This window comes from Natronomonas sp. EA1 (assembly GCF_051195035.1).
In the GTDB taxonomy this organism is placed as follows: domain Archaea; phylum Halobacteriota; class Halobacteria; order Halobacteriales; family Haloarculaceae; genus JBNTJV01.
In genome coordinates this window covers 326,353-352,772 of record NZ_JBNTJV010000002.1, presented here as the reverse complement: position 1 = coordinate 352,772, position 26,420 = coordinate 326,353, and the positions used below count along the sequence as shown (strand labels likewise).

21 protein-coding genes are annotated in these 26,420 nt (G+C 68.7%); 8 read left to right on the top strand and 13 right to left on the bottom strand.

Annotated features, from left to right (window positions below):
- Window positions 1-11 precede the first annotated feature (11 nt).
- From ACQUQR_RS07680 to ACQUQR_RS07670, 3 genes are all read right to left on the bottom strand, one after another.
- On the bottom strand, window positions 12-1,160 hold the full coding sequence (locus ACQUQR_RS07680; RefSeq protein ID WP_435195872.1) for a site-2 protease family protein: 1,149 nt from the start codon (window positions 1,158-1,160) through the stop codon (window positions 12-14).
- A gap of 114 nt (window positions 1,161-1,274) precedes the next feature.
- Complete coding sequence (locus ACQUQR_RS07675; protein WP_435195871.1) at window positions 1,275-1,517, bottom strand: DUF7123 family protein; 243 nt, start codon at window positions 1,515-1,517, stop codon at window positions 1,275-1,277.
- Window positions 1,518-1,842: 325 nt separating this feature from the next.
- Window positions 1,843-2,622 (bottom strand): molybdopterin synthase, encoded by a 780-nt coding sequence (locus ACQUQR_RS07670; RefSeq protein WP_435195870.1) that lies wholly within the window; start codon window positions 2,620-2,622, stop codon window positions 1,843-1,845.
- 118 nt (window positions 2,623-2,740) lie between these two features.
- Between ACQUQR_RS07670 and pyrH the strand changes: the two genes are divergently transcribed.
- The 5 genes from pyrH to ACQUQR_RS07645 are packed head-to-tail and all read left to right on the top strand — an operon-like array spanning window position 2,741 to window position 9,840.
- Window positions 2,741-3,424, top strand: a complete 684-nt coding sequence (pyrH, locus tag ACQUQR_RS07665; protein ID WP_435195869.1) for a UMP kinase — start codon at window positions 2,741-2,743, stop codon at window positions 3,422-3,424.
- Window positions 3,421-5,055 (top strand): lysine--tRNA ligase, encoded by a 1,635-nt coding sequence (gene lysS / locus ACQUQR_RS07660; RefSeq protein WP_435195868.1) that lies wholly within the window; start codon window positions 3,421-3,423, stop codon window positions 5,053-5,055. Before pyrH ends, lysS begins: the two co-directional genes overlap by 4 nt.
- Window positions 5,056-5,088: 33 nt before the next feature.
- Window positions 5,089-6,849, top strand: coding sequence for a site-2 protease family protein (locus ACQUQR_RS07655; protein WP_435195867.1), 1,761 nt, complete (start codon window positions 5,089-5,091; stop codon window positions 6,847-6,849).
- A gap of 39 nt (window positions 6,850-6,888) precedes the next feature.
- Window positions 6,889-8,763 carry a heme-binding protein gene (locus ACQUQR_RS07650; RefSeq protein WP_435195866.1) on the top strand — a complete coding sequence of 625 codons (1,875 nt, stop codon included), beginning with the start codon at window positions 6,889-6,891 and terminating at the stop codon, window positions 8,761-8,763.
- Window positions 8,764-8,820: 57 nt separating this feature from the next.
- Entirely contained in the window at window positions 8,821-9,840 is a 1,020-nt protein-coding gene (locus ACQUQR_RS07645) for an ATP-binding protein (RefSeq protein ID WP_435195865.1), read from the top strand.
- Between the two features lie 140 nt (window positions 9,841-9,980).
- Here the strand turns inward: ACQUQR_RS07645 and ACQUQR_RS07640 are convergent, their stop codons facing one another.
- Window positions 9,981-11,033 carry an aldo/keto reductase gene (locus ACQUQR_RS07640; RefSeq protein ID WP_435195864.1) on the bottom strand — a complete coding sequence of 351 codons (1,053 nt, stop codon included), beginning with the start codon at window positions 11,031-11,033 and terminating at the stop codon, window positions 9,981-9,983.
- A 114-nt stretch (window positions 11,034-11,147) separates the two neighbouring features.
- Here ACQUQR_RS07640 and ACQUQR_RS07635 point away from each other — a divergent pair, with 114 nt between their 5' ends.
- Window positions 11,148-13,286 (top strand): GH32 C-terminal domain-containing protein, encoded by a 2,139-nt coding sequence (locus tag ACQUQR_RS07635; RefSeq protein WP_435195863.1) that lies wholly within the window; start codon window positions 11,148-11,150, stop codon window positions 13,284-13,286.
- On the opposite strand, the gene ACQUQR_RS07630 is transcribed toward ACQUQR_RS07635, so the two are convergent.
- The gene (locus tag ACQUQR_RS07630; RefSeq protein ID WP_435195862.1) at window positions 13,280-14,572 is read right to left on the bottom strand and encodes a glycoside hydrolase family 68 protein; all 1,293 of its coding nucleotides are present in this window, start codon (window positions 14,570-14,572) and stop codon (window positions 13,280-13,282) included. The genes ACQUQR_RS07635 and ACQUQR_RS07630 overlap by 7 nt on opposite strands.
- Window positions 14,573-14,720: 148 nt before the next feature.
- Between ACQUQR_RS07630 and ACQUQR_RS07625 the strand changes: the two genes are divergently transcribed.
- Window positions 14,721-15,656: an acyltransferase gene (locus ACQUQR_RS07625; RefSeq protein ID WP_435195861.1), complete on the top strand. Its 936-nt coding sequence runs from the start codon at window positions 14,721-14,723 to the stop codon at window positions 15,654-15,656.
- Between the two features lie 30 nt (window positions 15,657-15,686).
- On the top strand, window positions 15,687-16,751 hold the full coding sequence (locus tag ACQUQR_RS07620) for a PQQ-dependent sugar dehydrogenase (RefSeq protein WP_435195860.1): 1,065 nt from the start codon (window positions 15,687-15,689) through the stop codon (window positions 16,749-16,751).
- A 28-nt stretch (window positions 16,752-16,779) separates the two neighbouring features.
- On the opposite strand, the gene ACQUQR_RS07615 is transcribed toward ACQUQR_RS07620, so the two are convergent.
- The 8 genes from ACQUQR_RS07615 to ACQUQR_RS07580 all read right to left on the bottom strand — a co-directional run bounded on the left by ACQUQR_RS07615 (window position 16,780) and on the right by ACQUQR_RS07580 (window position 26,278).
- The gene (locus ACQUQR_RS07615; RefSeq protein ID WP_435195859.1) at window positions 16,780-18,096 is read right to left on the bottom strand and encodes an aryl-sulfate sulfotransferase; all 1,317 of its coding nucleotides are present in this window, start codon (window positions 18,094-18,096) and stop codon (window positions 16,780-16,782) included.
- Between the two features lie 51 nt (window positions 18,097-18,147).
- Entirely contained in the window at window positions 18,148-19,338 is a 1,191-nt protein-coding gene (locus ACQUQR_RS07610; RefSeq protein WP_435195858.1) for an MFS transporter, read from the bottom strand.
- Window positions 19,339-19,382: 44 nt separating this feature from the next.
- Complete coding sequence (locus tag ACQUQR_RS07605) at window positions 19,383-19,790, bottom strand: DUF7522 family protein (protein WP_435195857.1); 408 nt, start codon at window positions 19,788-19,790, stop codon at window positions 19,383-19,385.
- A gap of 411 nt (window positions 19,791-20,201) precedes the next feature.
- Window positions 20,202-21,506 carry an aspartate--tRNA(Asn) ligase gene (gene aspS / locus ACQUQR_RS07600; RefSeq protein WP_435195856.1) on the bottom strand — a complete coding sequence of 435 codons (1,305 nt, stop codon included), beginning with the start codon at window positions 21,504-21,506 and terminating at the stop codon, window positions 20,202-20,204.
- Window positions 21,507-21,540: 34 nt separating this feature from the next.
- Window positions 21,541-22,197, bottom strand: a complete 657-nt coding sequence (locus tag ACQUQR_RS07595) for a helix-turn-helix domain-containing protein (RefSeq protein WP_435195855.1) — start codon at window positions 22,195-22,197, stop codon at window positions 21,541-21,543.
- Window positions 22,198-22,265: 68 nt separating this feature from the next.
- A complete protein-coding gene (locus ACQUQR_RS07590; protein ID WP_435195854.1) occupies window positions 22,266-22,913 on the bottom strand; it encodes a helix-turn-helix domain-containing protein in 648 nt (215 codons plus the stop codon).
- 64 nt (window positions 22,914-22,977) lie between these two features.
- Window positions 22,978-23,697 carry a phosphoglycerol geranylgeranyltransferase gene (locus ACQUQR_RS07585; protein WP_435195853.1) on the bottom strand — a complete coding sequence of 240 codons (720 nt, stop codon included), beginning with the start codon at window positions 23,695-23,697 and terminating at the stop codon, window positions 22,978-22,980.
- 40 nt (window positions 23,698-23,737) lie between these two features.
- Window positions 23,738-26,278, bottom strand: a complete 2,541-nt coding sequence (locus ACQUQR_RS07580; protein ID WP_435196262.1) for a DNA topoisomerase I — start codon at window positions 26,276-26,278, stop codon at window positions 23,738-23,740.
- Window positions 26,279-26,420: the final 142 nt, after the last annotated feature.

Sequence of the window (26,420 nt, the reverse complement as noted above, 5' to 3'; positions counted from 1 at the left end):
GTCTGGGCCGCTCACCCGATGAGCTCGAAGGGGACCGGGGTGAAACACAGCAGGCCGAGGAGGAAGGTCACGACTCCGACCGCCATGCGTGTCCGGTCGAGCCGGTCGTCGTACACCGGCGTCGCCGGGCCGGCGTACGCCAGCCCGAGAGTGAGCAGGCCCCAGAACCCCCAGAGGAAGGGGGCGTTCGACCCCACGTCGGCGAAGACGTAGAGGTAGCCGGCCAGCCCGAAGAGGGCGGCGGGGACGAGCGCGGCGACGGTCTCCTGGCGCTCGCCGAGCATCGCCCGCACGAGGTGGCCACCGTCGAGTTGTCCCACCGGAATCAGGTTGAGGAAGGTGACGAACATCCCGACCCAGCCGCCGAAGACGACGGGGTTCAGGGTGAGCCCGTTCCCGTACGTGAGCGGCTGGCCCGTCGCCCACGCGAGGAACTGCAGGAGCGGCGGGTAGCCGAACTCGATCTCGACGGCGTTCGGGTCGCTCATGAGGCTCGCGGGCACCTCCACCGGGGGGAGATACAGCCCGACGACGCTGACGATGACCGTGGCGACGAGGCCGGCGAGCGGCCCCGCCACCCCGATATCGAACAGCGCTTTCCGGTTCGGGATGCGCCCCTTCATCCGGATGACGGCGCCCAGCGTCCCGATGAACGAGGGGATGGGGATGAAGTAGGGGAGGGAGGCCTCCACGTCGTGATACCGGCTCATGACGTAGTGGCCGAACTCGTGGACGGCGAGCACGGAGAGGACGCCGACGGCGAACGGCCACCCCTGCAGCAGGTCGAGCGGGCCGGTCACGTCCACGTAGTACCACATCGTCCCCGCCCACAGCGTCGTGAGGACGGTGAGCAGGAAGGTGAGGACGTTGACGGTGGGGAACGACCCGCTCGCGTTGCGTGGCGTGGCGACCAGTGCGGTGCGCTGGCCAGGGAGTTCGACGCCCGTGATGGGGTCCGTCTCGGAGACGGCGGCGAGCTGGACCTCGTAGCCCTGCTCACGAAAGAGGGGCCAGACTTCGCGTTCGAGGACCTCGGGGCCGACCAGCGGGCGGCCGAGATACAGCAGGCGGTCGCCCTCGCGGCGCGTCTCCTCGACGTGGAAGACCTCCGCGAGCGCGTCCACCGGTGGACCATCGGCCGGTGGGTCGTGGCGACTCATCGGTCGAAGAAAGGGGTTCGTGGGGATAAATCCCCTGACCCCGGCGTGTCACCTTGGGTATGGAGGGCAGGGTGGGTGGGATGTACTGCTATGCTGTCGTCGTGTGTGAGGTGCTCAGGCGTTCGTCACGCGCCAGGTGGTCGCGCTCGTGTAGGACCACTTTTCGATTTCGAGGTCCGTGGCGGACTCGGTGAGTTTCACCATCAGGGCGCCGATCTCCTTGGGCGAGAGACCGACCTCGTCGGCGATAAACTTGGATTTGAAGTAGACCTCGCCGTCTGCAGCCTTGCGCTGGAGGTACGCTTTGAGGCGGCTCTCTTTCGACTCGGTCTCAGGTGCGGGGGTAGTTGCGCTCATCTGTGTCACCTCGCTCATCGCTATCTCCGGGATAGCCATATAAAGGGAGGAAGCTTAGGATAGCTTCGTCACAGTTCGACGTGAAGTAGTGTAAAACGAACCTTTTACGAACGGCTCAAAACGGCTTAGACCTTTTACAAATGATTCTACGGCTGTAACCAGGGATACCGGACGCGGGGTCAGTTCGGGACCGTTCGACCTCCTTTTCGCAGCCGTGAGAACGGAAAATTAGTCCCGAGCGGCTCTCGCGGGACGGCCTGCGCGTCGGTGCGCGCCCGAACACAGCCCACTCGTGGGCCCGTGCGCGGGCACTCACCTCATCACCTCAGTCCCGCTCGTGGACCCAGAACGTCTCCGTCTCCGTGACTTCCTTCTTGAAGATGGGCACTTCGTCCTTGAGCCGGTTGATACCGTCCTCGACGGCCCGGAACGCCTCGGTGCGGTGGGCGGCGAGCACGACGACGAAGACGATGTCCTCGCCGTCGGGGATGACGCCCACGCGGTGGTGCATCGTCACGTCGAGGACGCCCTCGCGGTCCTCCAGTTCCGCCTCGATTTTCGCGAGGCGTTTCTCCGCGACCCCGTCGTACTTCTCGAACTCGAGGAACTCCGTGCGCTCGTCGTCGGGGTGTTCCTTCGCGCGGACGCGGCCGGTGAAGGTGGCGATGGCTCCCGACTCGTCGGCTCGCGGGGAGCGTTTCACCTGCGCGACGAGCGATTCGAGCGTCTCGTACGGCTCCAGCGCCTCGATGGCGTCGATGACCTCGTCGTAGTCGACGACGGCCGCGTCGACGGCCGCTGCGAGCGTTTGCTCGGCTGTGGCGTCCCCGAGACAGACCTGGGGAAGCCGCGCCTCGGGGAAGCCGATGGCGATGGCGTAGTCGTGGTCGGTGGCGAGCCGGTCGAGGGTCTCGTGTAAGGAGCCGCCCTGGCCGGTCGCCTGCCAGCCGTCCTCGTCCAGTGCGTAGGTGGTCGCCGGGCGGGGGGACTGGAGCCCGCCGTCGGCCGCGGCGTTGCGAACGACCGCGACCCGCCCGTCGAGCTCGGCGACGAGGCTGTCCGCGACGGCCTCGGCGTCGGGACCGATGATTCCGAACGCGTGCATATCCACCCCGAGGGAGGGGGAGCCCTTTAGCCTTCGCCGTATCCGGGCCCGTGCGCCCGCGTGACGCGCACACGGCGCTTGACAAGCCTTAAGCGGCAAACAGGGCTACCCGGCAGTAATGCGAATCGTTGTTTCTGTCGGCGGGAGCGTCCTCGCGCCGACGCTTGGCGAGAACCGCGTCGAGGAGTACGCGGCCGTCGTAGAGGGACTCGTCGCGGACGGCCACGACGTGGCCGCCGTCGTCGGTGGTGGCGGCGTCGCGCGGGAGTACATCGGCGCGGCCCGCGAGCTCGGCGCGAACGAGATCGAGCTGGACGGGCTGGGTATCGCCGTCACCCGGCTGAACGCCCGCCTGCTCAAATCGGCGCTCTCCCCCGAGCTCGTCGGCCCCACCATCCCCGAGAACTACGACGAGGCCGCCGAGGCGCTCCACCGCGGCGACGTGGCCGTCATGGGTGGGATCGTCCCCGGCCAGACCACGGACACCGTCACCGCGGCGCTCGCGGAGTACGTCGAGGCGGACCTCCTCATCTACGCCACCTCCGTGAACGGCGTCTACACCGCGGACCCGAACGAGGACCCCGACGCGGAGCACTTCACGGAGCTCACCGCGGGCGAACTCGTGGAGATCATCTCAACGCTGGAGATGGCGGCGGGCTCGAACGCCCCGGTGGACCTGCTCGCGGCGAAGCTCATCCAGCGGGCGGGGATGCACGCGTACGTCATCGACGGGACGGACCCCCAGCGCGTCGCCCGCGCCGTCGAGGGGGACCACGACGGGACGGCGGTGGTGCCGGAATGACGGACCCGCATACCATCGACTCCGACGCCCGCCACGCCTTTTGGGCCGACGCCGTCGCCGACCGCATCGAGGAGCGCGACCCCCACGAGCCCATCGTCATCAAGGGTGGCATCTCTCCGTCTGGAGTGCCGCATCTCGGCAACATGAACGAGCTCATGCGGGGCTACTTCGTCGCGGAGGTGCTCCGCGAGCGCGGGTACGAGGTGCGACAGCTCTTCACCACGGACGACCGCGACCCCCTGCGGAAGCTCCCCCGGAAGCTCGCCGATTTAGATGGAAACGTCGTCGGGCTCGGCGAGGTCAACGCGGGTGCACTCGGCAAGAACCTCGGGAAGCCCTACACCGCGATTCCGGACCCGTTCGGCTGCTGTGACTCCTACGGCGCGCACTTCTCGAATCTCATCGCGCGCTCCGCGGAGCTTCTGGGCGTGCCGACGGAGATGGTCTCCAACACCGAGCTGTACGAGTCCGGGGAGTTCGACGAGGTCGTCGCGCACATCATGGCCCACCGAGAGGAGGCCCGCGAGGTCCTCGCGAACTACCAGGACAAGGTCGATTCGGCGTATATCCCGTTCAACCCCATCTGCGCGGAGTGCGGGAAGATCACCGAGACCGTCACGGGCGTCGATATCGAGGGGAAGACAGTCACCTACGAGTGTACGGACATGGAGGCCGGCGGCAACACCATCTCCGGGTGCGGCCACGAGGGGGAGGCCTCCTTCCGCGAGGGCAAACTCCCGTGGCGCTTCGAGTGGCCCGCCCAGTGGCAGACGCTCGGTGTCGACTTCGAGCCGTTCGGCAAGGACCACGCGGAGGGGTCGTGGCCCTCCGGCGAGGACATCGCTCGGAACGTGCTGGGCATCGAGCCCCCGGTCCCGATGGTCTACGAGTGGTTCACGCTCAACGGTGGCCCGTTCTCCTCCTCGGAGGGGAACGTCGTCCTCGTGAGCGAGGTGCTGGAGTGGCTCGAACTCCCGGTCCTCCGGTTCTTCTTCGCGAAGAACCCGAAGCGGGCGCGTGACTTCGACATCTCCCGGCTCGACCAGCTCGTCGACGAGTTCGACCGCTTCGAGGCCATCTACTTCGGCGAGATCGAGGCCGACGAGGGGGAGACCGCGCGTGCGGAGCGGGTGTACCCGTTCCTCGTCGACGAGGTGGCCCCCGACCGCGTGCGCATCCCGTACACCTTCGCCGCGGTGCTGGGGATGACCGACGACCCCGCCCTTCGCGAGACGATGGCGAAGCGCTCGGGCCACATCCCCGCGGACGCCGACGAGGCGACGGTGGCGGCCGCCCTTGAGAGAGTAGAGAAAGCCCGTGCGTGGGCCGTCCACACGGACAACGAGTACAACTACCGCCTCGCGGAGGAGCTTCCCGATGTCGAGTTCGACGCGAATACCGAGGCCGCCCTCGACGCGCTGGCCGAGTTCATCGAGTCGCAGTCCCCCGACGACGAGACGCTGCAGGGCGAGCTCTACGAGACGGCCCGCGAGCACGACGTGGAGGTGGGCGACTTCTTCACCGCGGGCTACCGGCTCTTCCTGGAGGAGGAGCAGGGGCCGCGACTGGGTCCCTTCCTCGCGGCGCTCGACGAGCAGTTCGTCCTCCGGCGGCTCCGTCGGGAGGAGTAACCCCTTTACAGCGTCCGTTCTTCCTCTCCGGCAATGGTCGACACCCTGACTCTGGTCCTCGTCGGCATCGTGGCGTACACGCTCGTCGCGATGGTGGCGAAATCCCAGGGCCTCCTCCCCGACGCGGTTCGGGTGAGCGGACCCATCACCACCATCCACACCCAGCGCGGGAAGGCCTTCCTGACGTGGCTCGCCGGCCCGAAGCGCTTCTGGCGCGCGTGGGGCAACTTCGGCGTCGGCATCGCCCTCGTCGTGATGGTCGGCTCCTTCCTCCTCGTGCTGTTCGCGGGGGTCCAGGCGCTCACGAACCCGACACCCACCCCCCTCAATCGCCCCCGGAACGTCCTCGCCATCCCCGGCGTCAACGAGTTCCTCCCGTTGTCCGCGGCCGTCGAGATCCTGCTGGGCCTGCTCATCGGGCTCGTCGTCCACGAGGGCGGCCACGGGCTGCTCTGCCGCGTCGAGGACATCGACATCGACTCGATGGGCGTGGCCCTCCTCGCCTTCATCCCCATCGGAGCGTTCGTCCAGCCGGACGAGGAGTCCCGGAAAGTCGCGGACCGCGGCGCCCAGACCCGGATGTTCGCCGCGGGCGTGACGAACAACTTCGCGGTCGCCATCGTCGCCTACGCCCTGCTGTTCGGGCCGGTCATCGGCTCCATCGGCGTCGTCGCCGGGGTCCCCATCGGCGGGACCATCCCCGGCGCGCCCGCGGACCGCGCGGGCATCGAACGCGGTGACGTCATCACGGCCGTCGACGGGGTGAGCGTGGAGAACGCGGCGGAGCTGGAGGCCGTGCTCGCGAACACCTCCGAGCGCTCCGTCTCGGTGACGCTGAAGCGCGGTGAGACGGTCACCGTCCAGCGCTCGCTCGTCGTCGTCGGGGCGACGGCGGACGCGCCCCTCGAGGTAAACACCACCGTCGTCGCCGTCAACGGCACCGAGGTCCACACGCAGGCCGCGTTCGAACGGGCCATCGCGGACCGCCCGGTGGCGACGCTCACCACCGCGACCGGGGAGACCGTCACCGCACCCATGGGGGCCTACGCGGTGCCCGTGGAGGGGGAGGCGTTCGTCGCCGCGGGGGCCCCCGCCGGCGAGACGGTGTTCATCACCCGCATCGACGACACCCGCATCGACGACCAGCAGGCGCTCGCGCGGTTCCTCGACACGACGAGTGAAGGCCAACAGGTGCGCGTCGTCGCCTACGTCGACGGCGAGCGTCGGACCTACGAGGTCACGCTCGGCGCCCATCCCTCTGAGGACACCGGCTTCCTCGGCGTCGGGGCGCTCCAGCCCGGGACATCGGGGATGGCGTTCGACGACTTCGGCATCGACGAGTACCCCGCGAGCTTCTTCCTCTCCGCGCTCGGCGGCGGCGAGGGGAGCCTCGGCATCACCTCCTTCGCCCAGCGGGCGTTCCTCGCGCTGACGCTCCCGTTCGCGGGCGTCTCGCTCGGCGTCGGCCACAACTTCCCCGGCTTCGTCGGCGTCTTTCAGAACTTCTACGTCGCGGAGGGAGCCCTGTCGTTCCTCGGGAGCGGGGGCCTGTTCTTCCTCGCCAGCACGCTGTTCTGGACCGCGTGGATCAACCTCATCATCGGCCAATTTAATTGTATTCCGGCGTTCCCGCTCGACGGTGGGCACATCCTCCGGGCCTCCACCGAAGCGGTGGTCTCCCGGCTCCCCGTCACGAGACAGGTCGCGCTCACGCGCGCGGTGACGACGACGGTGTCGCTGTCGATGCTCGCGGCCCTGCTGCTCATGGTGTTCGGGCCGCGGCTACTGACGTAGAACCGCAAAACCCCTTTAGCTCCGTTTCCTTCTTCGCGCATGGAGCGACGCAAGCCGCCGCAGACCGTGGAGGGCTGGTACGTCCTGCACGACCTCCGGCGCATCGACTGGGACGCGTGGCGAGCCGCCCCCGAGCGCGAGCGCGAGCGCGCCCTCGAAGAGGCCGTGGAGTATCTGCAGGCGCACGAGCGCCTCGCCGACGCAGAGGAGGGTGCCAGCGCCGTCTACTCCGTCATCGGCCACAAGGCGGATTTCATGATGGTCCACCTCCGCCCGACGACCGCCCACCTCGACCGGGCGGAGCGGGCGTTCGAGGGGACCGCCTTCGCCGAGTTCACGGAGCGGGCCACCTCCTACGTCTCCGTCACCGAGATGTCCGGCTACGTCCACGAGGACATCGGCGACGGCGTCGAGAACATCGAGGACCCCGGGATGCGCAACTACATCGCCAACCGCCTCCACCCGGAGCTCCCCGACGCCGAGCACGTCTGTTTCTACCCGATGGACAAATCCCGCGGCCCGGACGCGAACTGGTACGACCTCCCGTTCGACGAGCGCGCGGAGCTCATGTCCGGCCACGGCGACATCGGCCGCGACTACGCGGGGAAGGTGAGCCAGATAATCTCGGGTTCGGTCGGCTTCGATGACTACGAATGGGGGGTCACCCTCTTCGCCGAGGACGCCGTCGACATCAAGCACCTGCTGTACGAGATGCGCTTCGACCCCTCCTCCTCGCGCTTCGCGGAGTTCGGGCCCTTCTACTTCGGCCGGAAGTTCGACCCCACGGAGCTCCCCGCGCTGCTGGCGGGTGAGCCGGTGGGCGAGGGGGCCGCCGAGCACGCGGGCAGCCACGCGGGCGGTCACTCCCACGAGAACGAGGCGGCCGACGACCGCGAGGGCGCGGACGAGAGCGCATCCTCCGCCGCCTCCGCCGGCGGTCGCCCCTCCGTCCCGGACGAACCGCCCCACGACGTGGTGAACGCCAGCGAACTCGAACGCGAGCTCTCGCGGGTGGCCGTCGACCTGACCGACCACCCCGAGGCGGGCTACGGCCTCGTCTTCTCCTCCACGGAGGACGCGGAGACGCTCGTCGAGGACGTCCAGGGGCTCGCGGGCAACTTCGACCACTACGACACCCACGTCCTCACCACCGTCCGCGGCGACAAGGGGCGCTCCACCGTCGTCTCGCTGTGGAAGAACGAGCGGGCCGCCAACACCGCCTCCGGCTTCCTCTCCGGGCTCGAGGGCGTCGAGCGCGGCATCGGGGCCGAACTCGACGCCGAGGAGGGCGTCGGGGGTGCGGGCGCGGGCGTCGAGGGAACCGACGAGGACGACGAGCTCCGCGGTGAGCTCACCGACCTCGATATTTACGCAGGAAAGCCGCACGGCGAGGACGTCTACGCGATGGTCGTCTACTCCGAGGCCGATTCCGAAACCGTCGACGAGGCGGTCTCCGGGCTCGCCGAGCGGTTCGACCACTACGACACCCACGTCAAGACCGCGGTGTACGACGCGGCCGAACGGGGTCGCGTGGCCGTCGTCTCGCTGTGGAAGACCCGCGACGCCGCGGAGAAGGCCGGCGGCTTCCTCGCGGATATTCCGGGGGTCGTTGCGCGGGCTGGCGAGGAGTCCGGCTTCGGGACGATGGGGATGTTCTACACCGTGAAACCCGAATATAGAGACGAGTTCGTCGACCGGTTCGAGACCGTCGGCGGCCTCTTAGCGGAGATGGAGGGCCACCTCGAGACCGACCTGATGGTGAACGTCGACGACGAGAACGACATGTTCATCGCCAGCCAGTGGACCGGCAAGGAGGACGCGCTCTCGTTCTTCCGCTCGGACGCCTTCCGCGAGACCGTCCAGTGGGGGCGTGAAGTGCTCGCGGACCGGCCGCGACACGTCTTCCTGGCGTAGCCCCGCCAGCGGCGCTGTTTTGGTTCTGTCACGCGTAGTACACTCGGTGAGCCGAGCGTGACACAGACAGAACCGGCACTCGACCGGCTGGTACGCGCGAGCCTCGACAGCCTGCCGTACGAGGTCGCCGTCGTCGACTCGACGGGGACGATTCGCTACACGAACACGGCCTGGCGGGCGTTCGCCGAGACGAACGACATCGCGGGGGATCCGACCTGCGTCGGCGTGAACTATCTCGAGGTCTGTGCAGCCACGTCAGTCCCCACCGCGGCCGTGGTCCACGCGGGGCTACGGGCGGTGCTCGCCGGCGACAGCGACGAGCTCGAACTCGAGTACCCCTGCCACTCGCCGACGCAGCGACGGTGGTTCCGGATGCGGGTGCTGCCGCTCGAATCGGGGGGTGAACGGTTCGCGCTCGTCCTCCACATCGACATCTCGGCGCAGAAGGAGCTGGGGCGGGACGCCCGCGCGCACTCGGAGGCGCTGGAGACGGTGGCCGCGGCGGTGAGCTACGAGATCCGCGACCCCATCGCGACCGCGCTGTCGCATCTCGCATTGCTTCGGGAGACCGCGCCGGAAGAGCACGTCGTGGCCATCGAGGCCGCGCTCGCCCGCGTGCAGACCATCGTGACGGACACGCTCCGGCTGGCGCGGCCACCGCAGATCGAACGGCTCGTGGCGACGGACGTGGGGGCGGTCGCCCGGGCAGCGTGGGCGAACGTCGAGACCGAGGGCGCCCGGCTGCGGACCCCGGAGGCGACGGTGTACGCGGACCCGGGGCTCCTCCAGCGCATGCTGGAGACGCTGTTCGAGAACAGCGTGGTCCACGGCGGCCCCGAGGTGGCCATCACGGTGGCCGTGACCCCCGAGTCGCTCCGCGTCTGCGACGACGGGCCCGGCATCCCCGAGGTGGACCGCGACCGGGTGTTCGAGCCGGGGTTCTCGACGGTGGGTGAGCGGGCGGGGTTCGGGCTCGCCATCGCGAAGCGCATCGCCGCGGCTCACGGCTGGGAGATCGGTATCGACAGTTCGGAGACGACCGGGACCTGCGTCGTGGTCACCGGCGTCGTCTCCTGAGGCGAGCCGGCAGGTGTCAGAGGCGGGCCGGCCCGCGTCCCCCTCGGCGTAGGCTCGCGAGGTGGGCACACGGAGTAGGATGCGAGACGAAATAACGGTTACCGCCGCGTTACCGCCTGCGTGGGGGACGTGCCGGGGTTTCAGTCCGCCCGCAGCCCGGCGTCGCGGAGGTCCTCGCCGTCGACGCTGGTGCGGTAGTCCTCTTTGTCCATCCCGTCGAACCGGTCGACGCCGAAGTTGCTCGCGTAGAGCTCCTCGACCCGGGCCAGCTCCGCCTCGGAGAGCCGCGGGGTGTCGGGGGCCGCCCCCCACTCCTCGATATCCGCCGCAGAGCGGAACGTGGGGGTGACGCTCGCCACCGAGTCGAACGCGAGGAGCCACTGGATGGCGGCCTGCCCCATCGTCCGTTCGCCGTCGCGCTCGAGGAACCGGATGGTCTCGAGCTTCTCCCAGCCCGTCTCGTACCACTCGTCCGGGCGGAAGCCGCGGTGGTCGCCCGCCTCCAACTCGGTCTCGGGGGTGACCTGCTCGTTCAGCAGGCCCGAGGAGTGGGGGACCCGCGGGATGAGCGAGGTGGAGGAGCCCGTCCGCTCGATGGTCTCCACGAAGTGTTTCAGGACGTCCTGTTCGAACATGTTGCCGACGAACTGGACGGCGTCGAGCTCCTGCTCGATGGCGAAATCACCCTCCGCGAGCCAGCCGATGGAGGGGCCGAGCGCGACACCGACCGCCTCGGTGACACCCTCTTCGCGCAGCTGGTCGAACAGCTCCAGCACCTCGGGGGTCAGCTCCGCGAGGTTGGGGTTGTGCAGCATCAGCGCGTCGACGTGGTCGGTGCCGAGCCGGTCGAGCGACCGGTCGACGGCGTCACGGAGATACTCGATATCGTAGTTCTTCGGGAGCTCCCCGTGGCCCGCCTGCGGGTTGTTGTAGAAGTCGTAGCCGACCTTCGTGCCGATGACGAGCTCGTCGCCCCGCTCCTCGATGATCCGCGAGAGGAGCTCCTCCGAGCGGCCGTGGCCGTACACGTCACCGGTGTCGATGTAGGTGATGCCGGTGTCGAGAGCGTGGTTCACCATCTCGAGGGCGTCGTCCTCGTCGCGGTCGCCCCACCAGTCGGTGCCGACGACCCACGCGCCGAAGCCGACCTCGCTCACCTCGACGCCGGAGTCACCGAGTTCACGATAGCGCATACCCCACGTTGGGAGCAATCGCACTTAGCCCCCGTGGTTCGCGCGCTTCCGGACGAGTGGTAACTCGGCTTCGAGTGAACAGTCTTATTCGCCCCACCGTCCGAGTGACGCGGTATGAACCCGCACGCGCTCCGCGTCGCCGCGCTCACCGTCGGCGAGTGGACGCCGGAGCAGACGGCTGCCTACGACTGGCTCGCCGGGGAGGCCGCGAGCGTCGAGGCGGTCGCGCTCGACGACCTCTCTCCCAGTGACCTCGCCGCCTACGACGTGGCGTGGTGGCACCGCGACCGACCGCTCGACTGGGAGGCGTTCGACCCCACTGCGGCCGCGCCGGCACTGACGGGGTATCTGGAGGACGGCGGGGGCCTTCTGCTCACGCTCCACGGGCTCTCCGCCGTCGAGCCGCTCGGCATCGACTCCGTCCCGCCCGACGCGGTCGGCCACGAGAGCACGCCCGCCCCCTCGGGCTACCTCGTCAAGCGCGTCCACGCGGACCACCCCGTCTTCGAAGGGCTCGACGACGCCTTCCACACCCGCGGGGCGGACACGGACACGGCGTTCGCGCGCTACGAGTCGGTCGTCCCCGCCCGGGGAGATATCCTCGCTGCGGGCCGCGTCGGCGACGACTCGCTCGTCGGCCACAAGCCGCTCGTCGAGTGGCGCGTCGGGACGGGCCGCGTCCTCGGTGCCGGGACGGGGCTCTCCTTCAGCAACGTCCGCGACTACGCGTGTGCGGCGACCCGTGAACGGTTCGTCCTGAACTGTCTCGGTTCCCTCGCGGGGCCGCGCCGTCGGGCGTTCACCGACCGCCCCGCCTCGGGCGAGGGGTTCCGCGCCGTCCGCGAGAAGCTCGCTACTGACCACCATCGGCCGGGCTACCACCTCGCCGCGCCCGCCGGCTGGCTGAACGACCCGAACGGCCTCATCGAACACGAGGGGACGTACCACGTCTTCTATCAGTACAACCCCGCGGGGCCGTATCACGGGGCGATCCACTGGGGCCACGCCACCTCCGAGGACCTCCTCTCGTGGGACGACCAGCCGGTCGCGCTCGCGCCCGATCCGGAGGGCCCGGACCGCGACGGCTGCTGGTCCGGCTGTGCCGTCCACGACGACGACGGCACCCCTACCATCCTCTACACGGGTGGTCGCCACCGGCGACAGCTCCCGTGTCTCGCGACGGCGACGGACGACGACCTCTCCGGCTGGGAGAAGGACCCCCGCAATCCCATCATCGACGCCGCGCCGAGCGGGCTGGACGTGCTCGAGACGGACGACTGGGAGGCGGAGTTCCGCGACCACTGCGTCTGGAAACAGGATGGACGGTGGTACCAGATCATCGGCTCCGGCCTGCACGGCACCGGCGGCTGTGCGCTGCTCTACGAGGGCGAGGCGCTCGACGACTGGCGGTTCGTCGGCGTCCTCCACAGGGCCACCGCCCCCGACGCGGGCGCGGTCTGGGAGTGTCCTGAACTGCTCGATCTGGGGGATGCTCAGCTACTTCACGTCTCGAACTACGACAAAGTGCGCTACTTCCTCGGCGACTCGGACCTCGATGCTCCCGGATTCGATGTCCACGAGTCGGGGCTGCTCGATCACGGCGACTTCTACGCCCCGCAGTCGCTCGCGACGAGCGACGGCCGCCATCTCATGTGGGGCTGGCTCCCCGAGGCCCGCGCGCTGGACGCGCAGTGGGAGGCGGGCTGGTCCGGGCTGCTCTCCGTTCCGCGCGAGCTCACCACCGAGGGCGGGGCGTTCGTCCAGCGGCCCGCCCGCGAGCTCGCGGCCCTGCGCGACCGCCACGCCGAGACCGGCGACCTGGCGCTCACGGCGGGCAGCCACCGGGCGCTCGACCTCGCCGGCAACCGCTACGAACTCGCCGTCGAGCTCGACCGCGAGCCGGGGACGACCCTCGAACTCGGGCTGTTCGAGTCCCCCGCAGGTTCCGAGCGGACGGTGCTCCGGTGGACCGAGGACGCGCTCGTCGTCGATCGCTCGCGGGCGAGCCACGACGACCGCACCTCGACCGAGGAACAGCGCGCGCCGGTCGCGGGCGACTCGCTCTCCGTGCGCGTCTTCGTCGACCGCTCCACCGTCGAGGTGTTCGCGAACGAGGCGACGTGTCTCACGAGTCGGGTGTACCCCACGCGAGTGGACGCCGACGGCGTGACGCTCACCGCGGACGGCCGTGTTGAGGGAACGCTCGACGCGTGGGAGCTGCGGGGGACGTTCCCCGCGGGGCAGACTCAGTAGGAGCGGTCGCGAGCCTGTTCGTCAGCCAACCGCGCGATACGCTCGTCGAACCGCTCGGGGAGCGGCTCGTCGGGTAGCGGGATGTGGCCGTGGTTCAGCTCGCCGACGATCTCGGTTTCGGTGCCGTCGACCCGCAGGCGGACGGTGGGCGCGAGCGTCCCGCCGAACCGGCGGAACTGCTCTTCTTCGGGGAGAAAGCCCACGTCGTCGAGGCTCGGGCGATCGTAGTCGAAGTAGTTGAAGAAGGAGGTGACGAGGATCTCCTCGTCGTGCCCGAACGCGAGCCAGGAGTACGACTGGAACGGGGCGTTCTCGGGGTTGGTAACCACGAGCCCGTCGCCGTTGAGGGGTTCGTAGGGGCCGAACAGGTCGTCAGAAACGAAGCCGTAGAGCGCGTCGAACCCGTCGAGGCCGGGCGCGAAGGTGTGTTTGTGACTGGAGATGAAGAGGTAGTAGCGGCCGTCGCGGGTGACGAGGTGGGGCCGCTCCAGCTCCTGGTTCACGCAGACGGCGTCCACGAGGGGGTCCATGAGCTCGAAGTCGGTCGGGTCGCCGGTGGGGGAGTGAGCGATGCCGACGTTTCCATTGAACTCCTGTTGGGCCGGGTCGCCGTCACAGCGGTCCGAGCCCTCGGGAACGGGGGTGTTCCCCTCGATGAGGAGGTACACCTCTCCATCGTCCTCCCAGTACCACGGGTCGCGGAAGGTGTAGATCATCCCGCGTGACTGCTGTTCCGTCTCGTAGCGCTCCCCGTCGGGTCTGAGGATGGTCTCGTGGGTGAACGGCCCCTCGATGTGGACGCCGTCGTCGTCCGCGTGGATGCGCCCGCCGGTGGCGGCGGCGATGCGCTGGCTGTACGTCAACTCGTCGTGCGTCTCGTCGCCCGCGGCGGTGTAGTAGACGACGAGCGACTCCCCCTCCAGGCGGACGGTGCTGCCGGCCCACTGGCGCTGGCCGAGCGGCTCGGTCTCGGGGAACACTCTCCCCCCAGTCTCCCACTCGCGGCCGTCCGCGGAGTAGAAGTACCGGAGGGTGGCCACGTCGTGGCGCTTCCCGGGCAGGAGGCCGCTCGGGGCGGTGAGTGCGACGATGGCGCGGTAGCCGCCGATGTCGGCGATCTCGCCGTTCCGGTCGCGGACGAGCCACGTGTCCCAGATGTGGAGCTCGGGGTCGAGCTTCCGTTCGGGCGGGTAGATGACGGGCGTTACCACCCCGTCGCGGCGGTGGAGCGCGGCGGCCTGCTCGCGCGTCCAGGGCGTCGTTCGATACGCGCTGTGCGTGGGCATATCACCGACCACCACCTTCTCCGAGAAAATTCACTCGATTCCGGGTTGTGTTTGTCGCCCGCGAGGGGACCCGGCCGAAACCCCGTTACCGTAGGGTAACGCCGCCGCGACGGAAACCCCTATCAACGCGGCGGGGGTATCGGGCCCAATGACGAAACGACACGTCTCGCTGCCACCCGAGGCGGAGGAGGGGTTAAACGCGTTCCTCACCGACGTGGACGAACGGCTGACCGCGGCGACGAAGCCCGACCGTGAGGAGAGCACGTGCGAGGTCGTCCAGGACGTGCTCGTCGACCTCTACGGGGACCGCGAGGCCTACGAGCGCTGGCAGGCCGGGAAGGCCATCTCCCCCGCGGAACGCGTGCGCCTACAGGGGTACGACCCCTGTAACGCCACGCTCGAAGCCGAGTACTACGCCGAGAAGGACGAGTCCCGCTTCGAGCGCTCGAAGCATCTCCAGTGGCTCTGGCGGCAGTTCGACGCCACGCCGATGGCCGACAACGTGGCGTTCGCCCTCCGCTTCCGACAGATGCTCGCGACCCACCTGTTCGACGAGGCGGGCGAGAACCTCCGGCTGTTCAAGGGGATCTCCTTCTCCTACGGCCACAACATCACCATCGGGGACAACACGGTCGTCCACGACGACGTGCACCTCGACGATAGAGGAAAACTCACCATCGGGGACCGGGTGTCCATCTCCGACGGCGCGCACATCTACAGCCACGACCACGACGTCGTCGACCAGACGGAGGTCCGGAACTTCCACACCCGCATCGAGGACGACGCCCGGGTCACCTTCGACGCGATGGTCCGCGCGGGCTGCGTGGTGGGCGAAAACAGCATCGTCGGCTCCCGTGCCAGCGTGCAGGGGGACGTGCCGGCCCACCACATCGTCGTCGGCTCGCCCGCCAAGAGCGTCCGCGTGAAACCCGGCTACGAGGACGAGGCCGCCCCCATCGCCGAGTCGCTCACGAACCGGCAGGACGACCGCGAGATCCCCTACGAGCTCCCCGAGGACCTGGACGTCTTCGACGAGTTCGGGCGCGACACCGGGGGGCCGGTCCACCCGCACGAGCGGCCCTAACGATTTCCGTCCCCGGTTCGTAGCGGTGACATGAACCGTCGCCGCTATCTCGCCCTCCTCGGCACGAGCGCGCTCGCCGGCTGTACGGGGTCGGGAGACGAGCCGACCCCCTCCTCCACCGGTGAACAGTCCGTCGTCGCCGAGACGGTCGTCGAAGGCTTGCGGGTGCCGTGGGGTGCCGACTTCCTCGACGGCGAACTGTATCTCACCGAGCGCCGCGGCCGCATCGTCCGGGTCGCCGACGGCACGGTCCGCGAGGTCGCGGACCTCACCGACTCCACCGCCGCCCGCGGGGAGGGTGGCCTCCTCGGGCTCGCCTTTGCCCCCGACGGGGAGACGGCCTACACCTACCAGACCTACGCCGACGGCGGCGAGCAGAACCGGATCCTCAGACACGACCTCGCGGACGACTGGACCACGGAGGTGCTGTTCGACGGCATCCCGGGCGCGTTCATCCACGACGGTGGCCGCCTGCTCGTCCACGACGGCGCGCTGTACGCCTCCTGTGGCGACGCCGCGGAGGCCGAATCCGCCCAAGAGCGGGACGCCCTCTCGGGGAAGATCCTCCGGCTCACGCTCGACGGGGAGCCCCACCCCGAGAACCCCTTCGCCAACGCCGTCTTCACGTGGGGCCACCGCAACCCCCAGGGGTTCGCCGTCCGCGACGGCGAGATCTACGTGAGCGAACACGGCCCGGACGTCCACGACGAGATCAATCTCCTGAAGAAGGGCAACAACTACGGCTGGCCGGAGGCGCGGGGCCCCTCCGAGAACCCCGCGTTCACGGACCCCCTGATTTCGTGGTCGCCGACCATCGCCCCGGGGGGCGCGGCGTTCTACCCCGACGACGGCCCCATCGCGGACTGGCGCGGCGACCTGTTCGTCGGGACGCTGAAAGGGAGCCATCTCCGGCGGATCACCATCGAGGACGGGGAGGCGACGACCGACCAGCGGCTCTACACCGACCGGTGGGGGCGGCTCAGGACGACGTTCGTCGGCCCGGACAGGCATCTCTACGCGGTGACGAGCAACCGGGACGGGCGTGGTCGCGCACGCGACGGCGACGACCGGGTGCTTCGCTTTACGCCCGGGTGAGCCGGGTGGTCCGCGGTACCCCGGATGACTACGACCGCGTGAGTTCGCGCCCGAGTGCGAGGAGCGCGCCGACGTCGACGAGCGCGACGGCGAGTTCGAAGAGCCCCACCCACGGCGGGAGGACGAACCCGAGCCACGACTCGACGACCGCCGCGAACTCCCGGAGTGAGCCGGACGAGCGCCCGTCCAGGTCGTCCCCCGGTGGGACGTCGTCCGGTTCCTCGGGCAGGTGCTCGCCCGTGAGGTGGATGCGGTCGGCCTCGTAGACGATACCGCGCGCGCCGAACTCGGCCTGCGTGTCGAACGACCAGACGACGCTCCCGTTGGCGTTCACCTCGACGACCCGGAAGTTCCGTGAGTCGGTGATGAGCGTGTTCCCGTTGGGTAACCGATCGGCGTCACGCGGCCACTGGAGCTGTTCCCCGGAACCGGTGCCGTCGTAGCGCCAGATGATCTCCTCCGTCCGAGCGTCGATCTCCACGACGCGGTTGTTCTCCGAGTCGGCGATGAGCATCGTGTCGTGGGCGTCGAGGTAGTTCGGGTTGTGCTGTTCGTTCATCACGGCGTGCTTGCCGGGTTCCCCGTAGGTGGCGACGATGTCGTTCGTCGCCGGGTCGACCTCGAGGACCACGTCGAAGTTCCGAATCGAGAGCGTGAAATGCCCGCTGTCCAGCCGGTCGATGTCGTTCATATGTGTCCAGTCGGACTCGGGGCCCTGCTTGCGGAACTCCTCGGCCTCGGAGGGCGAAACGTGCTCGTTCCACCAGTCGGTCCCCTCGCCGATGTGCTCCTCGGCCTGCCAGCTCCAGGTGATCTCCCCCTCCTGGTTCACGGTGAACGCGCGGTTGTTCCCCATGTCGATGATGGCGGTCTCACCGTTCGGCAGGCGGTCGGCGTCGTGGACCTCGTGGTACTCGGGGAAGACGTCGTACCAGTCGTACTCCCAGACCACCTCCTTGGTGTCGTAGTCGACCTCGACGACGCGGTTGTGGACGCACTCTCCCTCGTCGTCGAACTCGTCGGGGCACTCCGCGGCGGGGAGGACGGTGGCGACGGAGGCGAGGACGTTGCCGTTCTCGAGGTACTCGGCGTCGAAGATCCGTGAGTCGGCGGGCCCCCACTTCCAGACGAGCTCTCCCTCGGGAGAGACGATGGCGGCGTAGCCGTTGTCGTTGCCGAACCAGCCCTCGGCCTGAAGGGTGATGAGGGTGTGGCCCGGGTAGGCCTCGGCGGCGTTCTCGGGGGTGGGCGGGGCGGGGTCGTGCGTCAGCGCCGTCCCCGCGAGCAGGGCGGAGGTGAGGAGGACGACGGCGGCCAGCACGCGGACCCGCGGCGTGGTGTCCATGCTGTCGGGAACCTGTCCGGGCAGTATAGGACTGACGGTTAGCCGGACCCCTCAGCCGTCGACTGCCTCCGCACTCACGGGTCCGTGGACGGGGCGCCGGGCGACGAGCAGGACGGCGGAGACGACGAGCAGCGCCCCGCCCAGCACCGCGACGGTGACGAACAGCGAGGTGGCGTCGGCGATGGGCCCCGACACCAGTTTCACGGGGATGCTCGAAAGCGACAGCAGCATCGACGTGGCGGAGAGCACCGTCGCGCGCCCGAGCGCGGGCGTCCGCTCGTTCACGTAGGTCTCCGAGATCGGCCCGGCCATGCTGAGGAGGCCACGGGCGAACAGGAACACCGGGGCCGCGGCCACGGGCAGGAGGCCGACGAGGACGAGTCCCGCCCCGAGCAGGAGCGGCGCGGCGTGCAGCAGTGTCGAGATCCCCACCCGATCGGCGAGCGCACCCGCGTAGTTCGAGGCGAGCGCGGCGACGGCCGAGAGGAGCGCGTAGAGGTAGCCGAGCCCCACCACGTCCAGTCCGGCTGCACGGGAGATGGGCTGGATGAACAGGTCCGCGCTCCACCCGACGGCGAAGAACAGGGAGACGTAGACGACGAACCACCGGAGCGACGGGGCGGCGAGCCCCCCGATGGCGCGCCGGGCCTTCGAGAGCGTGAACGCCTCCTCCGTCTCGCCCAGCTCCTCGGGCATCGTGAGCAACACGACTCCCGAGAGCACGTTCACGACCCCGGTCGCGTAGAACGGGTAGGCCGGGTTCATCGTGTAGAGATACCCCCCGGCGACCGCGGTGACGGTGTTCGCCGCGAGGAGGACGGCCATCCCTCGCCCCCGGACCCGGGTGAAAGTCGCCTCCTCCGCGTACCGCGAGAGCGTGTCGTAGAGCCAGGCGCTGTCGTTTCCGGTGCGGAAGGTCTGGGCGACCCCCCACGCCACGTAGACGACGAGAAACGCGGTGAACGACTGGGCGACGCCGAAGGCGGCCGCGGAGAGCCCCACCCCCACCGAGGAGCACACGAGTGCGTTCCGGCGGCCGAGGCGGTCACCGACGTAGCCCGTCGGGAGCTCTGCGAGGAGGATGGTGGAGAAGAACACCACGTCGAGCAGCGTGATCTGGGTGTAGCTGAACGCCCGTGCCTCGTCCAATAGGAGGACCCAGACGGGGATGAGAAAGCCGAGCGTCGAGGTCGCCATGTAGAGGTAGTAGCGGGCGACCAGCGTGGAGAGCCGCGAGTCCATCGGCTACTCCTGTTCGCGGGCAGGGAAGAACGGACCGATTCGCCTCAGGCCGGCGCGGGCTTCGCCACCGGCTCCACCAGCGTCGCCACCGTCGGGTGGATATCCGCGAAGTGGCCCGGCGGCACCGCCTCGGCGGTGAGGACCACGTCGTACCGCCCCAGGCTGAACCGGGCGACCCGGTCACCGTTCTCCGCGCGCACCACGAGCGGATGCGGCCCGGATTTCGTCTCGTTCCAGTGCTCGTCGCTCGGCGCGTCGTGGCGCCCGGCCACGTCGATGCCGTGCCGCAGCTCGCGCGCCTGATTCCCGCGCAACGCGAGGTCACGACGGAGGTAGAGCAGTTCCGCGTCCCCCGGCGCCACGAGGATGATTCCCCGTAGCTCGTCCCCAATCCCGGTTCGGCACGCGGCCACCAGCCGCTGCCGGAGCACCGATGAAATCATCGACGACATACGTCAGAAGTGGGTGTCGGAGTACTTGAGCCTTGCTACCAATTCACACGGTACTTCGGAACGGGTTGGGTGTCGGGGTTGTCTATCGAAAATGGAGGAACTGGTGGGTTCGGTTTCCAGCGTTTTCGCCGTACGGCGAAAGCCGCTGGCGACTGGGCAAGACTCGCTCCGCTCGTCTCGCTAGCTCTCAGGTCTTCGCCCTACGGGCTCAGACGCTGCCGACGCGGTGAGACTCGCAAGCGAGCCTCATCTGCCGTCAGCGTTTTCGCCTTACGGCGAAAGCCGCTGACGATCACGTGGGAACAGCGCGGGGCCGGAGGCCCCGCGAGTGACCGGCGCGAAGCGCCGGGAACACCGTCAGACTCGCTTCGCTCGCCTGACGAGCTCCCACTCGCCGGACAACGGCCTCGCCTACGGCGAGAGCCGTTGTCGGTCTCGTGGGAACAACACAGCCTCCCGAATGTTGTCCAGATCGAGCATCGTCATGATGAGCCGCTCGGCACCGAGGCCCCAGCCGGCGTGCGGGGGCATGCCGTATTTGAACATCTTCGTGTAGTAGTCGAACGCCTCGGGGTCGAGCCCCTGCTGTTCGAACCCGGCGATGAGCTCCTCGTAGCGGTGTTCACGCTGGCCACCGGAGACGAGCTCCATGCGCGGGTGCATCATGTCGAACCCGGTCGAGAGCGTCTCGTCGTCGTCGTGGTCCTTGATGTAGAACGGCTTGATCTCGGAGGGCCAGTCGGTGATGAAGTAGTGCTCGCCCACGTCCTGGCCGAGCGCGTGCTCGCCCTCGGTCGGGAGGTCGTCGCCCCAGACGAGCTGCTCGTCGAGCGCGCCCGTCGCGTTGATGCGCTGGATGGCCTCCTCGTAGGTGAGCCGCGGGAACTCGCCGTCGGGGACCGCGAACTCCTCGTCGAGCCCGAGCGCTTCGAGCTCGCGCTCGCAGTTCTCGGCGACGGCCTCGTAGGCGGCCTTCACGACGGCCTCACAGACGTCCATCGCCTCGGTGTGGTCGAAGAACGCCGATTCGAAGTCGATGGAGGTGGCCTCGTTGAGGTGCCGCGGGGTGTTGTGCTCCTCCGCGCGGAAGATGGGGCCGATCTCGAAGACGCGCTCCAGGCCAGAGCCGACCATCAGCTGTTTGAATAACTGGGGAGACTGGTTCATGAACGCCTCCTCGCCGAAGTAGGAGATGGGGAACAGCTCGGTGCCGCCCTCCGTCCCGGTGGCGACGATCTTCGGCGTGTTGATCTCCGTGGCCGCGAAGGAGCGGAACGCCTCGCGGACGGCGCGCAGGACCTCGGCGCGGATCTCGAAGACGGCCTTCGCCTCCTCGCGGCGCAGGTCGAGCGTGCGGTTGTTGAGGCGGGTCGGCAGCTCGGCGTCGACCTTGCCGGAGGGGTCGAGCGGGAGCTGGGTCTCGGCCTCGGCGATGACCTCGATGCTGGTGGGGACGACCTCGACGCCCGTGGGGGCGCGGGGCTCCTCTTTCACGTCGCCCTCGACCTTGAGGACGGACTCGCGCGAGGCGTCGAGACCGGTCTCGACGAGCGCGTCGTCCATCTCGTCCTTCTCGAGTTTGACCTGGATCTTCCCGCTGGTGTCCCGCAGGATGAGGAACGCGATACCTCCGAGGTCACGGGTCTCGTGCAGCCAGCCGGCGATGGTGACGGTGTCGCCCGGCTCGGCGTCCGCAGTGTACGTGCGACCGTTCATACTTCGAAATCAGGCGTCCCCGACTTAAGCCCCGTTATTCCGCGCCGATGACGCGCTCGACGAGGCGGGCGTACCCGCGCCGCAGTCGCTCGCTGACCGCCTGGTTCGAGATGCCCAGCTCCCGCCCCAGCTCCTCGGTGGTGGTCCGCCGCGGGATGTCGAAGTACCCCCGCTCGTGCGCGAGCTTCAGCGTCTCGCGCTGGCTGTCGGTGAGTCCGTCCGCCGTCCGTCCCCGCGGCTCGCCGTCGGTGTTCGCGTCGTACATCCTCCGGAGCCGGAACTCGATGCCGTGCTCGGCGAACACCTCGCGGTAGTCGGTGAACGATTCCCGGTCCGGAAACCGGGCCCGTGAGTACCACCAGCCGTCGCTGAAGTGGGCTTCGAGCCCCTCTCCGCCGCGTTTCACCCACTCCGGATAGAGGACGACATCCGTCTCACCGGTCAGCTGGAAGCGGTACAGCCGCTTCCCACCGAGGTCGCTGAGGAGCTGCGGGTCGGTCACGGTCGGGTCCGCCGCAACCGCGGCGTCGAACGCCGCCGGCTCGTCCGTCGTCGCCCACGCGAACAGCCCGGGACGCTCGGGGTCGGTGGCGACGATGCGCTCGATATCGAGTCGCACGTCCACCGTGGTCAGCGTCCGCTCCAGCACGACGCCGTCCGGTGCGAACGCGTACTCGACGATGATGCTCATTCAATCTTTCAGATGACGTTGGTGGGTATAAAGTCTCCAATCGGAACGCCGCCGGTGTCGGATGTCGCTTACTCCACGCCGATGACCTGCTCGACGAGGCGGGCGTACCCGCGCCGCAGCCGCTCGCTGACCGCCTGGTTCGAGACGCCGAGTTCGTCGGCCAGCTCCGCCGTCGTCGTCGACCGCGGGATGTCGAAAAACCCCCTCGCGTAGGCCAGTTTCAGCGTCTCGCGCTGGCGCTCCGTCAGGCCGTCTTCGTGTGCGTCCACGTCGTCGGAGTCGTAGAGCCGGTGGAGGTGAAACGACACCCCGTTCTCGGTGAGGAAATCCCGGTAGGCAGCGATGGTCTCGCGGTCGGGAAAGCGCGTCCGGGAGTTCCACGTCCCGTTCTCGAAGCGGGTCTCCAGCCGCTCGGCCCCGAGCCGTACCCACTGCGGGTAGAGCACGACACCGACCTCGTCCGTCACCTGCAGGCGGTAGAGCCGCGCGTCCCCGATGTCGCTCAGACACTGGATATCCGTCGCCGTCGGGTCGGCGGCCATCGCGTCCTCGAACGCGTCGAGGTCACCCCCCTCGACCCAGATGAACAGGATCGGGTTCTCCGGCTCGACGGCCACCGACCGCTCCAACTCGAGTCGGATATCCGGATGTGCCGCGAGCGCGTCCCCCAACACGAGCCGGTCTCCCCCAACAGAATACTCCGCGATGAGACTCATCTCTACACCAGCATCTCGGCGCCGGAGTAAAATCCTTTGCAGCGACTCGCGGCTGAATTCCCGGTCAGGCGCGGCGGGTGGCCTTCCCGTCGCGCGCCCCCTCGACGGTCTCGCGGACGGCGTCGACCCCCTCGTCGTGGACGAGGTCGCCGACGATGACGGTATCGGCGACCTGCCCCATCTGGTAGGCCGAATCGTAGTCGCCGACGCCGCCGCCGTAGAACAGGTGAGCGTCCTCGAGCGCGGTGCGCGCGGCGTCGACGATCTCGGGGTCGCCGAGCGTCCCCGAGTACTCGATGTAGATGATCTCCTGGCCGAACATGCGCTCTGCGACCTCGGCGTAGGCGGCCACGTCGTCGGCGTTCAGGTCGCAGTTCGCCTGCGTGTACTCCGCGACGGTCGAGTCCGGGTTGAGGACGATGTACGCCTCGGTGTAGGTCGTCGCCCAGTCGATCTCGTCGTCGAGCCGGACCCACTCCTTGTGGGCGCCGGTCATCCACGCGATGTCGCCCGCGTTGAAGACGATGGGGACGAGATAGCCATCTAAGGAGTCGGAGTGGACGACCGCGCCGGTGTGCGACGGCTCGATGTACACCGGGATGTCGTACGTCCCGCAGGCCTCGACGACCCGCTGCATCTTCTCCTCGGTCATGCCCGTCGTGCCACCGATCTCGATGGCGTCCGTACCGGTCGAACAGACGTCCTCGAACGTCTCGCCCTCGACCAGCGTCTTGTCCGGGTCGAGTTTGACGATGTGGTCCCAGTCAGCCCAGGGAGCGCTCATACCTCCGAAAATCGGACGGGTGACCAAAACCGCTTCGGCTTCAACTTAGCTGCGCCTGCCAGTCGCGGACCGTGTTCGCGGAGACGCCCTGCACCTTGTCGGCCACGTCCTCGGGGTCCGCCTCCCTGAGCGAGTCGAGGCTGTCGAACCCCGCGTCAGCGAGCTTCTCGGCCGTCTTCTTCCCCACCCCGTCGAGGTCCTCCACCTCCGTCGTGGCCTGCCGCTGTCTGTACTCCTCGTAGTTGCAGATGGGACAGCCGAGCTCCCACGGCTCGTCGCCGGAGTGGACGACGAGTTCGGGCAGGTCGTGTTCGGCACAGTAGGTGTCGGTCACCTCGATGTCGCCCCGGCGGGGCAGCGGCAGCGAGTAGTCGCAGTCCGGGTAGCGCGTACAGCCGACCAGCCGGGCGCCGTTCCGGAGCTTCTTGATGGCCAGCTCGCCCCCATGCTCCGAGCCACAGTCGGGACACGCCCCGATGACCCGGTCTTCCGTCTCGTCGGCCTCGTCGGCCTGACACTGCGGGCAGCCGTGGACGAACGTGGACCGTCCCGCGAGCATCTTCACGTGCTTCAGGTCGTGCTCCTCGCACGTCTCGTCGATTGTCGTCGGCTCACCCTGCGAGGGGAGCGGGAGGGTGTACGTACAGTCCGGGTAGCCGTCACAGCCGACGAAGTAGGAGCCGCGGCGCGACCGGCGCAACAGGAGGTCCTCGCCACACGCCGGGCAGGGGCCGAGCGTCTTGTCGGCCTTCAGCGAGTCGCGCAGGAACGTCCCGATGTCGTCCCGAGAGGCGTGGAGCTCCTCGAAGACGGTCTTCAGCATCTCCCGGGACTCGTCGGTCACTTCGTCGAGCGTCTTCTCGCCGGCGGCGATGGCGTTCATGTCGGCTTCGAGCTGGGCGGTCATCCCCTCGTCGACGACGTGCTCCGCGAACTCCTCTGCGGCCTCCACGACGGCCATCGCGAGCTTCGTGGGCTGGGGTGGGTCGTTCTCGATATATCCTCTATCGTAGAGCTTCTGGATCGTATTGTGTCTCGTGCTTTTCGTCCCGATACCCAACTCCTCCATCGTCTCGATGAGCCGCGACTGGCCGCGGCGACGGGGCGGCTGGGTCTGTTTCGCCTCCAGCCGGACGTCCTCGATGTCGAGCGTGTCCCCCTCCTCCAGTTCGGGGACGTAGTTCTCCGTGGTGCTGAAGTAGGGGTAGACGGCGTGGTAGCCCGGGTCCACCAGTCGTTTGCCGTTGGCCTTCAGCTGACAGCCGTTGGCCGCGGCGACCACGCGCAGGTGGGCCCACGTCGCGGGCTCCGCACACGTGGCGAGAAAGCGCCGGACGACGAGCTCGAATATCTCCCACTCGTCGTCGGAGAGGTCCTGTTTGCCGGGCATCTCGCCGGTCGGGTGGATGGGCGGGTGGTCCGTCGTCTCCTTCTCCCCGCGCGTCGGCTCGATGGCCTCGTCGCCCTCGAGCAGCGAGGCGGCGTCCTCCCCGAACGCGCCCGTGTCGGCGAACGTCGCCAGGAGCTCCTCGGGGTCGAGGTCGTCCGGGTAGACCGTGTTGTCCGTTCGCGGGTAGGTGATCCACCCCGCGGTGTACAGCTCCTCGGCGATGGACATCGCCTTCTGGGCGGAGTGGCCGAGCGACCCCGCCGCACGGATGTACTGGGTCGTGTTGAACGGGGCCGGCGGGTCGTCGGTCCGGGTGCGCCGCGAGACGCTCGTGACCTCGGCTCCGGTCGCCTCTCGCAACCGGGCGTGCGCCGCCTCCGCGTCGGCCTCGTTCCAGACGCGCTCGTTCTCGGTGCCCTCGGACTCGTAGAAGTACTGCGCCTCGAAGCGCTCGTCGTCATCGTCTGCTCGCGGCCCTTGGCCGCTCGCTCGTTCCGCGGAGCTTCGCTCCGCGCTGCCTTTCTGCAGGTCGGCGAACAGCTCCCAGTAGTCCTCGGGGTCGAACGCCTCGATCTCTCGCTCGCGGTCGACGATGAGTTTGAGGGTGGGTGACTGCACCCGCCCGACCGAGATGAAGTCGTTGCCGAGCTGGCCCGCCGACAGCGAGAGGAACCGCGTCAGAGCCGCCCCCCACATCAGGTCGATGATCTGGCGGGCTTCCCCCGCGGCGGCCAGGTCGAAGTCCAGCTCGTCGGGGTTCGCGAACGCCTCCTTCACCTCGCGCTCGGTGATGGAGGAGAACCGGACGCGCTTGATGGGGATCGAGGCGACCTCGTCGATGAGCTCGTAGGCCTCCTTCCCGATGAGTTCGCCCTCGCGGTCGTAGTCGGTCGCGATGATGGCCGAAGAGGCCTCCTCCGCGAGCTGCTGGAGCGTCCGGACGATGTTCTCCTTCGTCGGGGTCTTCACCACGTCGGCGTCGGTGAGCTCGACGGGCTCCACGTCGCGCCAGTCCGAGTATTCGGGCGGGAAGTCGACGCCGACGACGTGGCCCGACAGCCCCACGCAGCGTTTGTCTCCCCAGCGATAGACGTTGACGCCGTTGCGGCGGTCGACGCCGGCCCCTCCGTCGGAGAGGATGTCGGCGATGCGCCGGGCGGCGTTGTCCTTCTCGGTGACGATGAGCTCCATCATCGGCCACCTCCGTAGTCGGTCATTGGGGGCATCTATGCCGACTCCGTGTTTCAACGTTTCGCCGAAAACCGCCGTACGGGGCGCGTGCGGGCGCGTCTGCGTGTGGCGTGTGCTCGCGAGGGTGCGGGGGCGGGCGCTC

Coding starts and splice junctions, on each gene's coding strand:
- ACQUQR_RS07680 (WP_435195872.1), bottom strand. CDS start 1,160: ATGAGTCGCCACGACCCACCGGCCGATGGTCCACCGGTGGACGCGCTC.
- ACQUQR_RS07675 (WP_435195871.1), bottom strand. CDS start 1,517: ATGAGCGCAACTACCCCCGCACCTGAGACCGAGTCGAAAGAGAGCCGC.
- ACQUQR_RS07670 (WP_435195870.1), bottom strand. CDS start 2,622: ATGCACGCGTTCGGAATCATCGGTCCCGACGCCGAGGCCGTCGCGGAC.
- pyrH (WP_435195869.1), top strand. CDS start 2,741: ATGCGAATCGTTGTTTCTGTCGGCGGGAGCGTCCTCGCGCCGACGCTT.
- lysS (WP_435195868.1), top strand. CDS start 3,421: ATGACGGACCCGCATACCATCGACTCCGACGCCCGCCACGCCTTTTGG.
- ACQUQR_RS07655 (WP_435195867.1), top strand. CDS start 5,089: ATGGTCGACACCCTGACTCTGGTCCTCGTCGGCATCGTGGCGTACACG.
- ACQUQR_RS07650 (WP_435195866.1), top strand. CDS start 6,889: ATGGAGCGACGCAAGCCGCCGCAGACCGTGGAGGGCTGGTACGTCCTG.
- ACQUQR_RS07640 (WP_435195864.1), bottom strand. CDS start 11,033: ATGCGCTATCGTGAACTCGGTGACTCCGGCGTCGAGGTGAGCGAGGTC.
- ACQUQR_RS07635 (WP_435195863.1), top strand. CDS start 11,148: ATGAACCCGCACGCGCTCCGCGTCGCCGCGCTCACCGTCGGCGAGTGG.
- ACQUQR_RS07630 (WP_435195862.1), bottom strand. CDS start 14,572: ATGCCCACGCACAGCGCGTATCGAACGACGCCCTGGACGCGCGAGCAG.
- ACQUQR_RS07625 (WP_435195861.1), top strand. CDS start 14,721: ATGACGAAACGACACGTCTCGCTGCCACCCGAGGCGGAGGAGGGGTTA.
- ACQUQR_RS07620 (WP_435195860.1), top strand. CDS start 15,687: ATGAACCGTCGCCGCTATCTCGCCCTCCTCGGCACGAGCGCGCTCGCC.
- ACQUQR_RS07615 (WP_435195859.1), bottom strand. CDS start 18,096: ATGGACACCACGCCGCGGGTCCGCGTGCTGGCCGCCGTCGTCCTCCTC.
- ACQUQR_RS07610 (WP_435195858.1), bottom strand. CDS start 19,338: ATGGACTCGCGGCTCTCCACGCTGGTCGCCCGCTACTACCTCTACATG.
- ACQUQR_RS07605 (WP_435195857.1), bottom strand. CDS start 19,790: ATGTCGTCGATGATTTCATCGGTGCTCCGGCAGCGGCTGGTGGCCGCG.
- aspS (WP_435195856.1), bottom strand. CDS start 21,506: ATGAACGGTCGCACGTACACTGCGGACGCCGAGCCGGGCGACACCGTC.
- ACQUQR_RS07595 (WP_435195855.1), bottom strand. CDS start 22,197: ATGAGCATCATCGTCGAGTACGCGTTCGCACCGGACGGCGTCGTGCTG.
- ACQUQR_RS07590 (WP_435195854.1), bottom strand. CDS start 22,913: ATGAGTCTCATCGCGGAGTATTCTGTTGGGGGAGACCGGCTCGTGTTG.
- ACQUQR_RS07585 (WP_435195853.1), bottom strand. CDS start 23,697: ATGAGCGCTCCCTGGGCTGACTGGGACCACATCGTCAAACTCGACCCG.
- ACQUQR_RS07580 (WP_435196262.1), bottom strand. CDS start 26,278: ATGGAGCTCATCGTCACCGAGAAGGACAACGCCGCCCGGCGCATCGCC.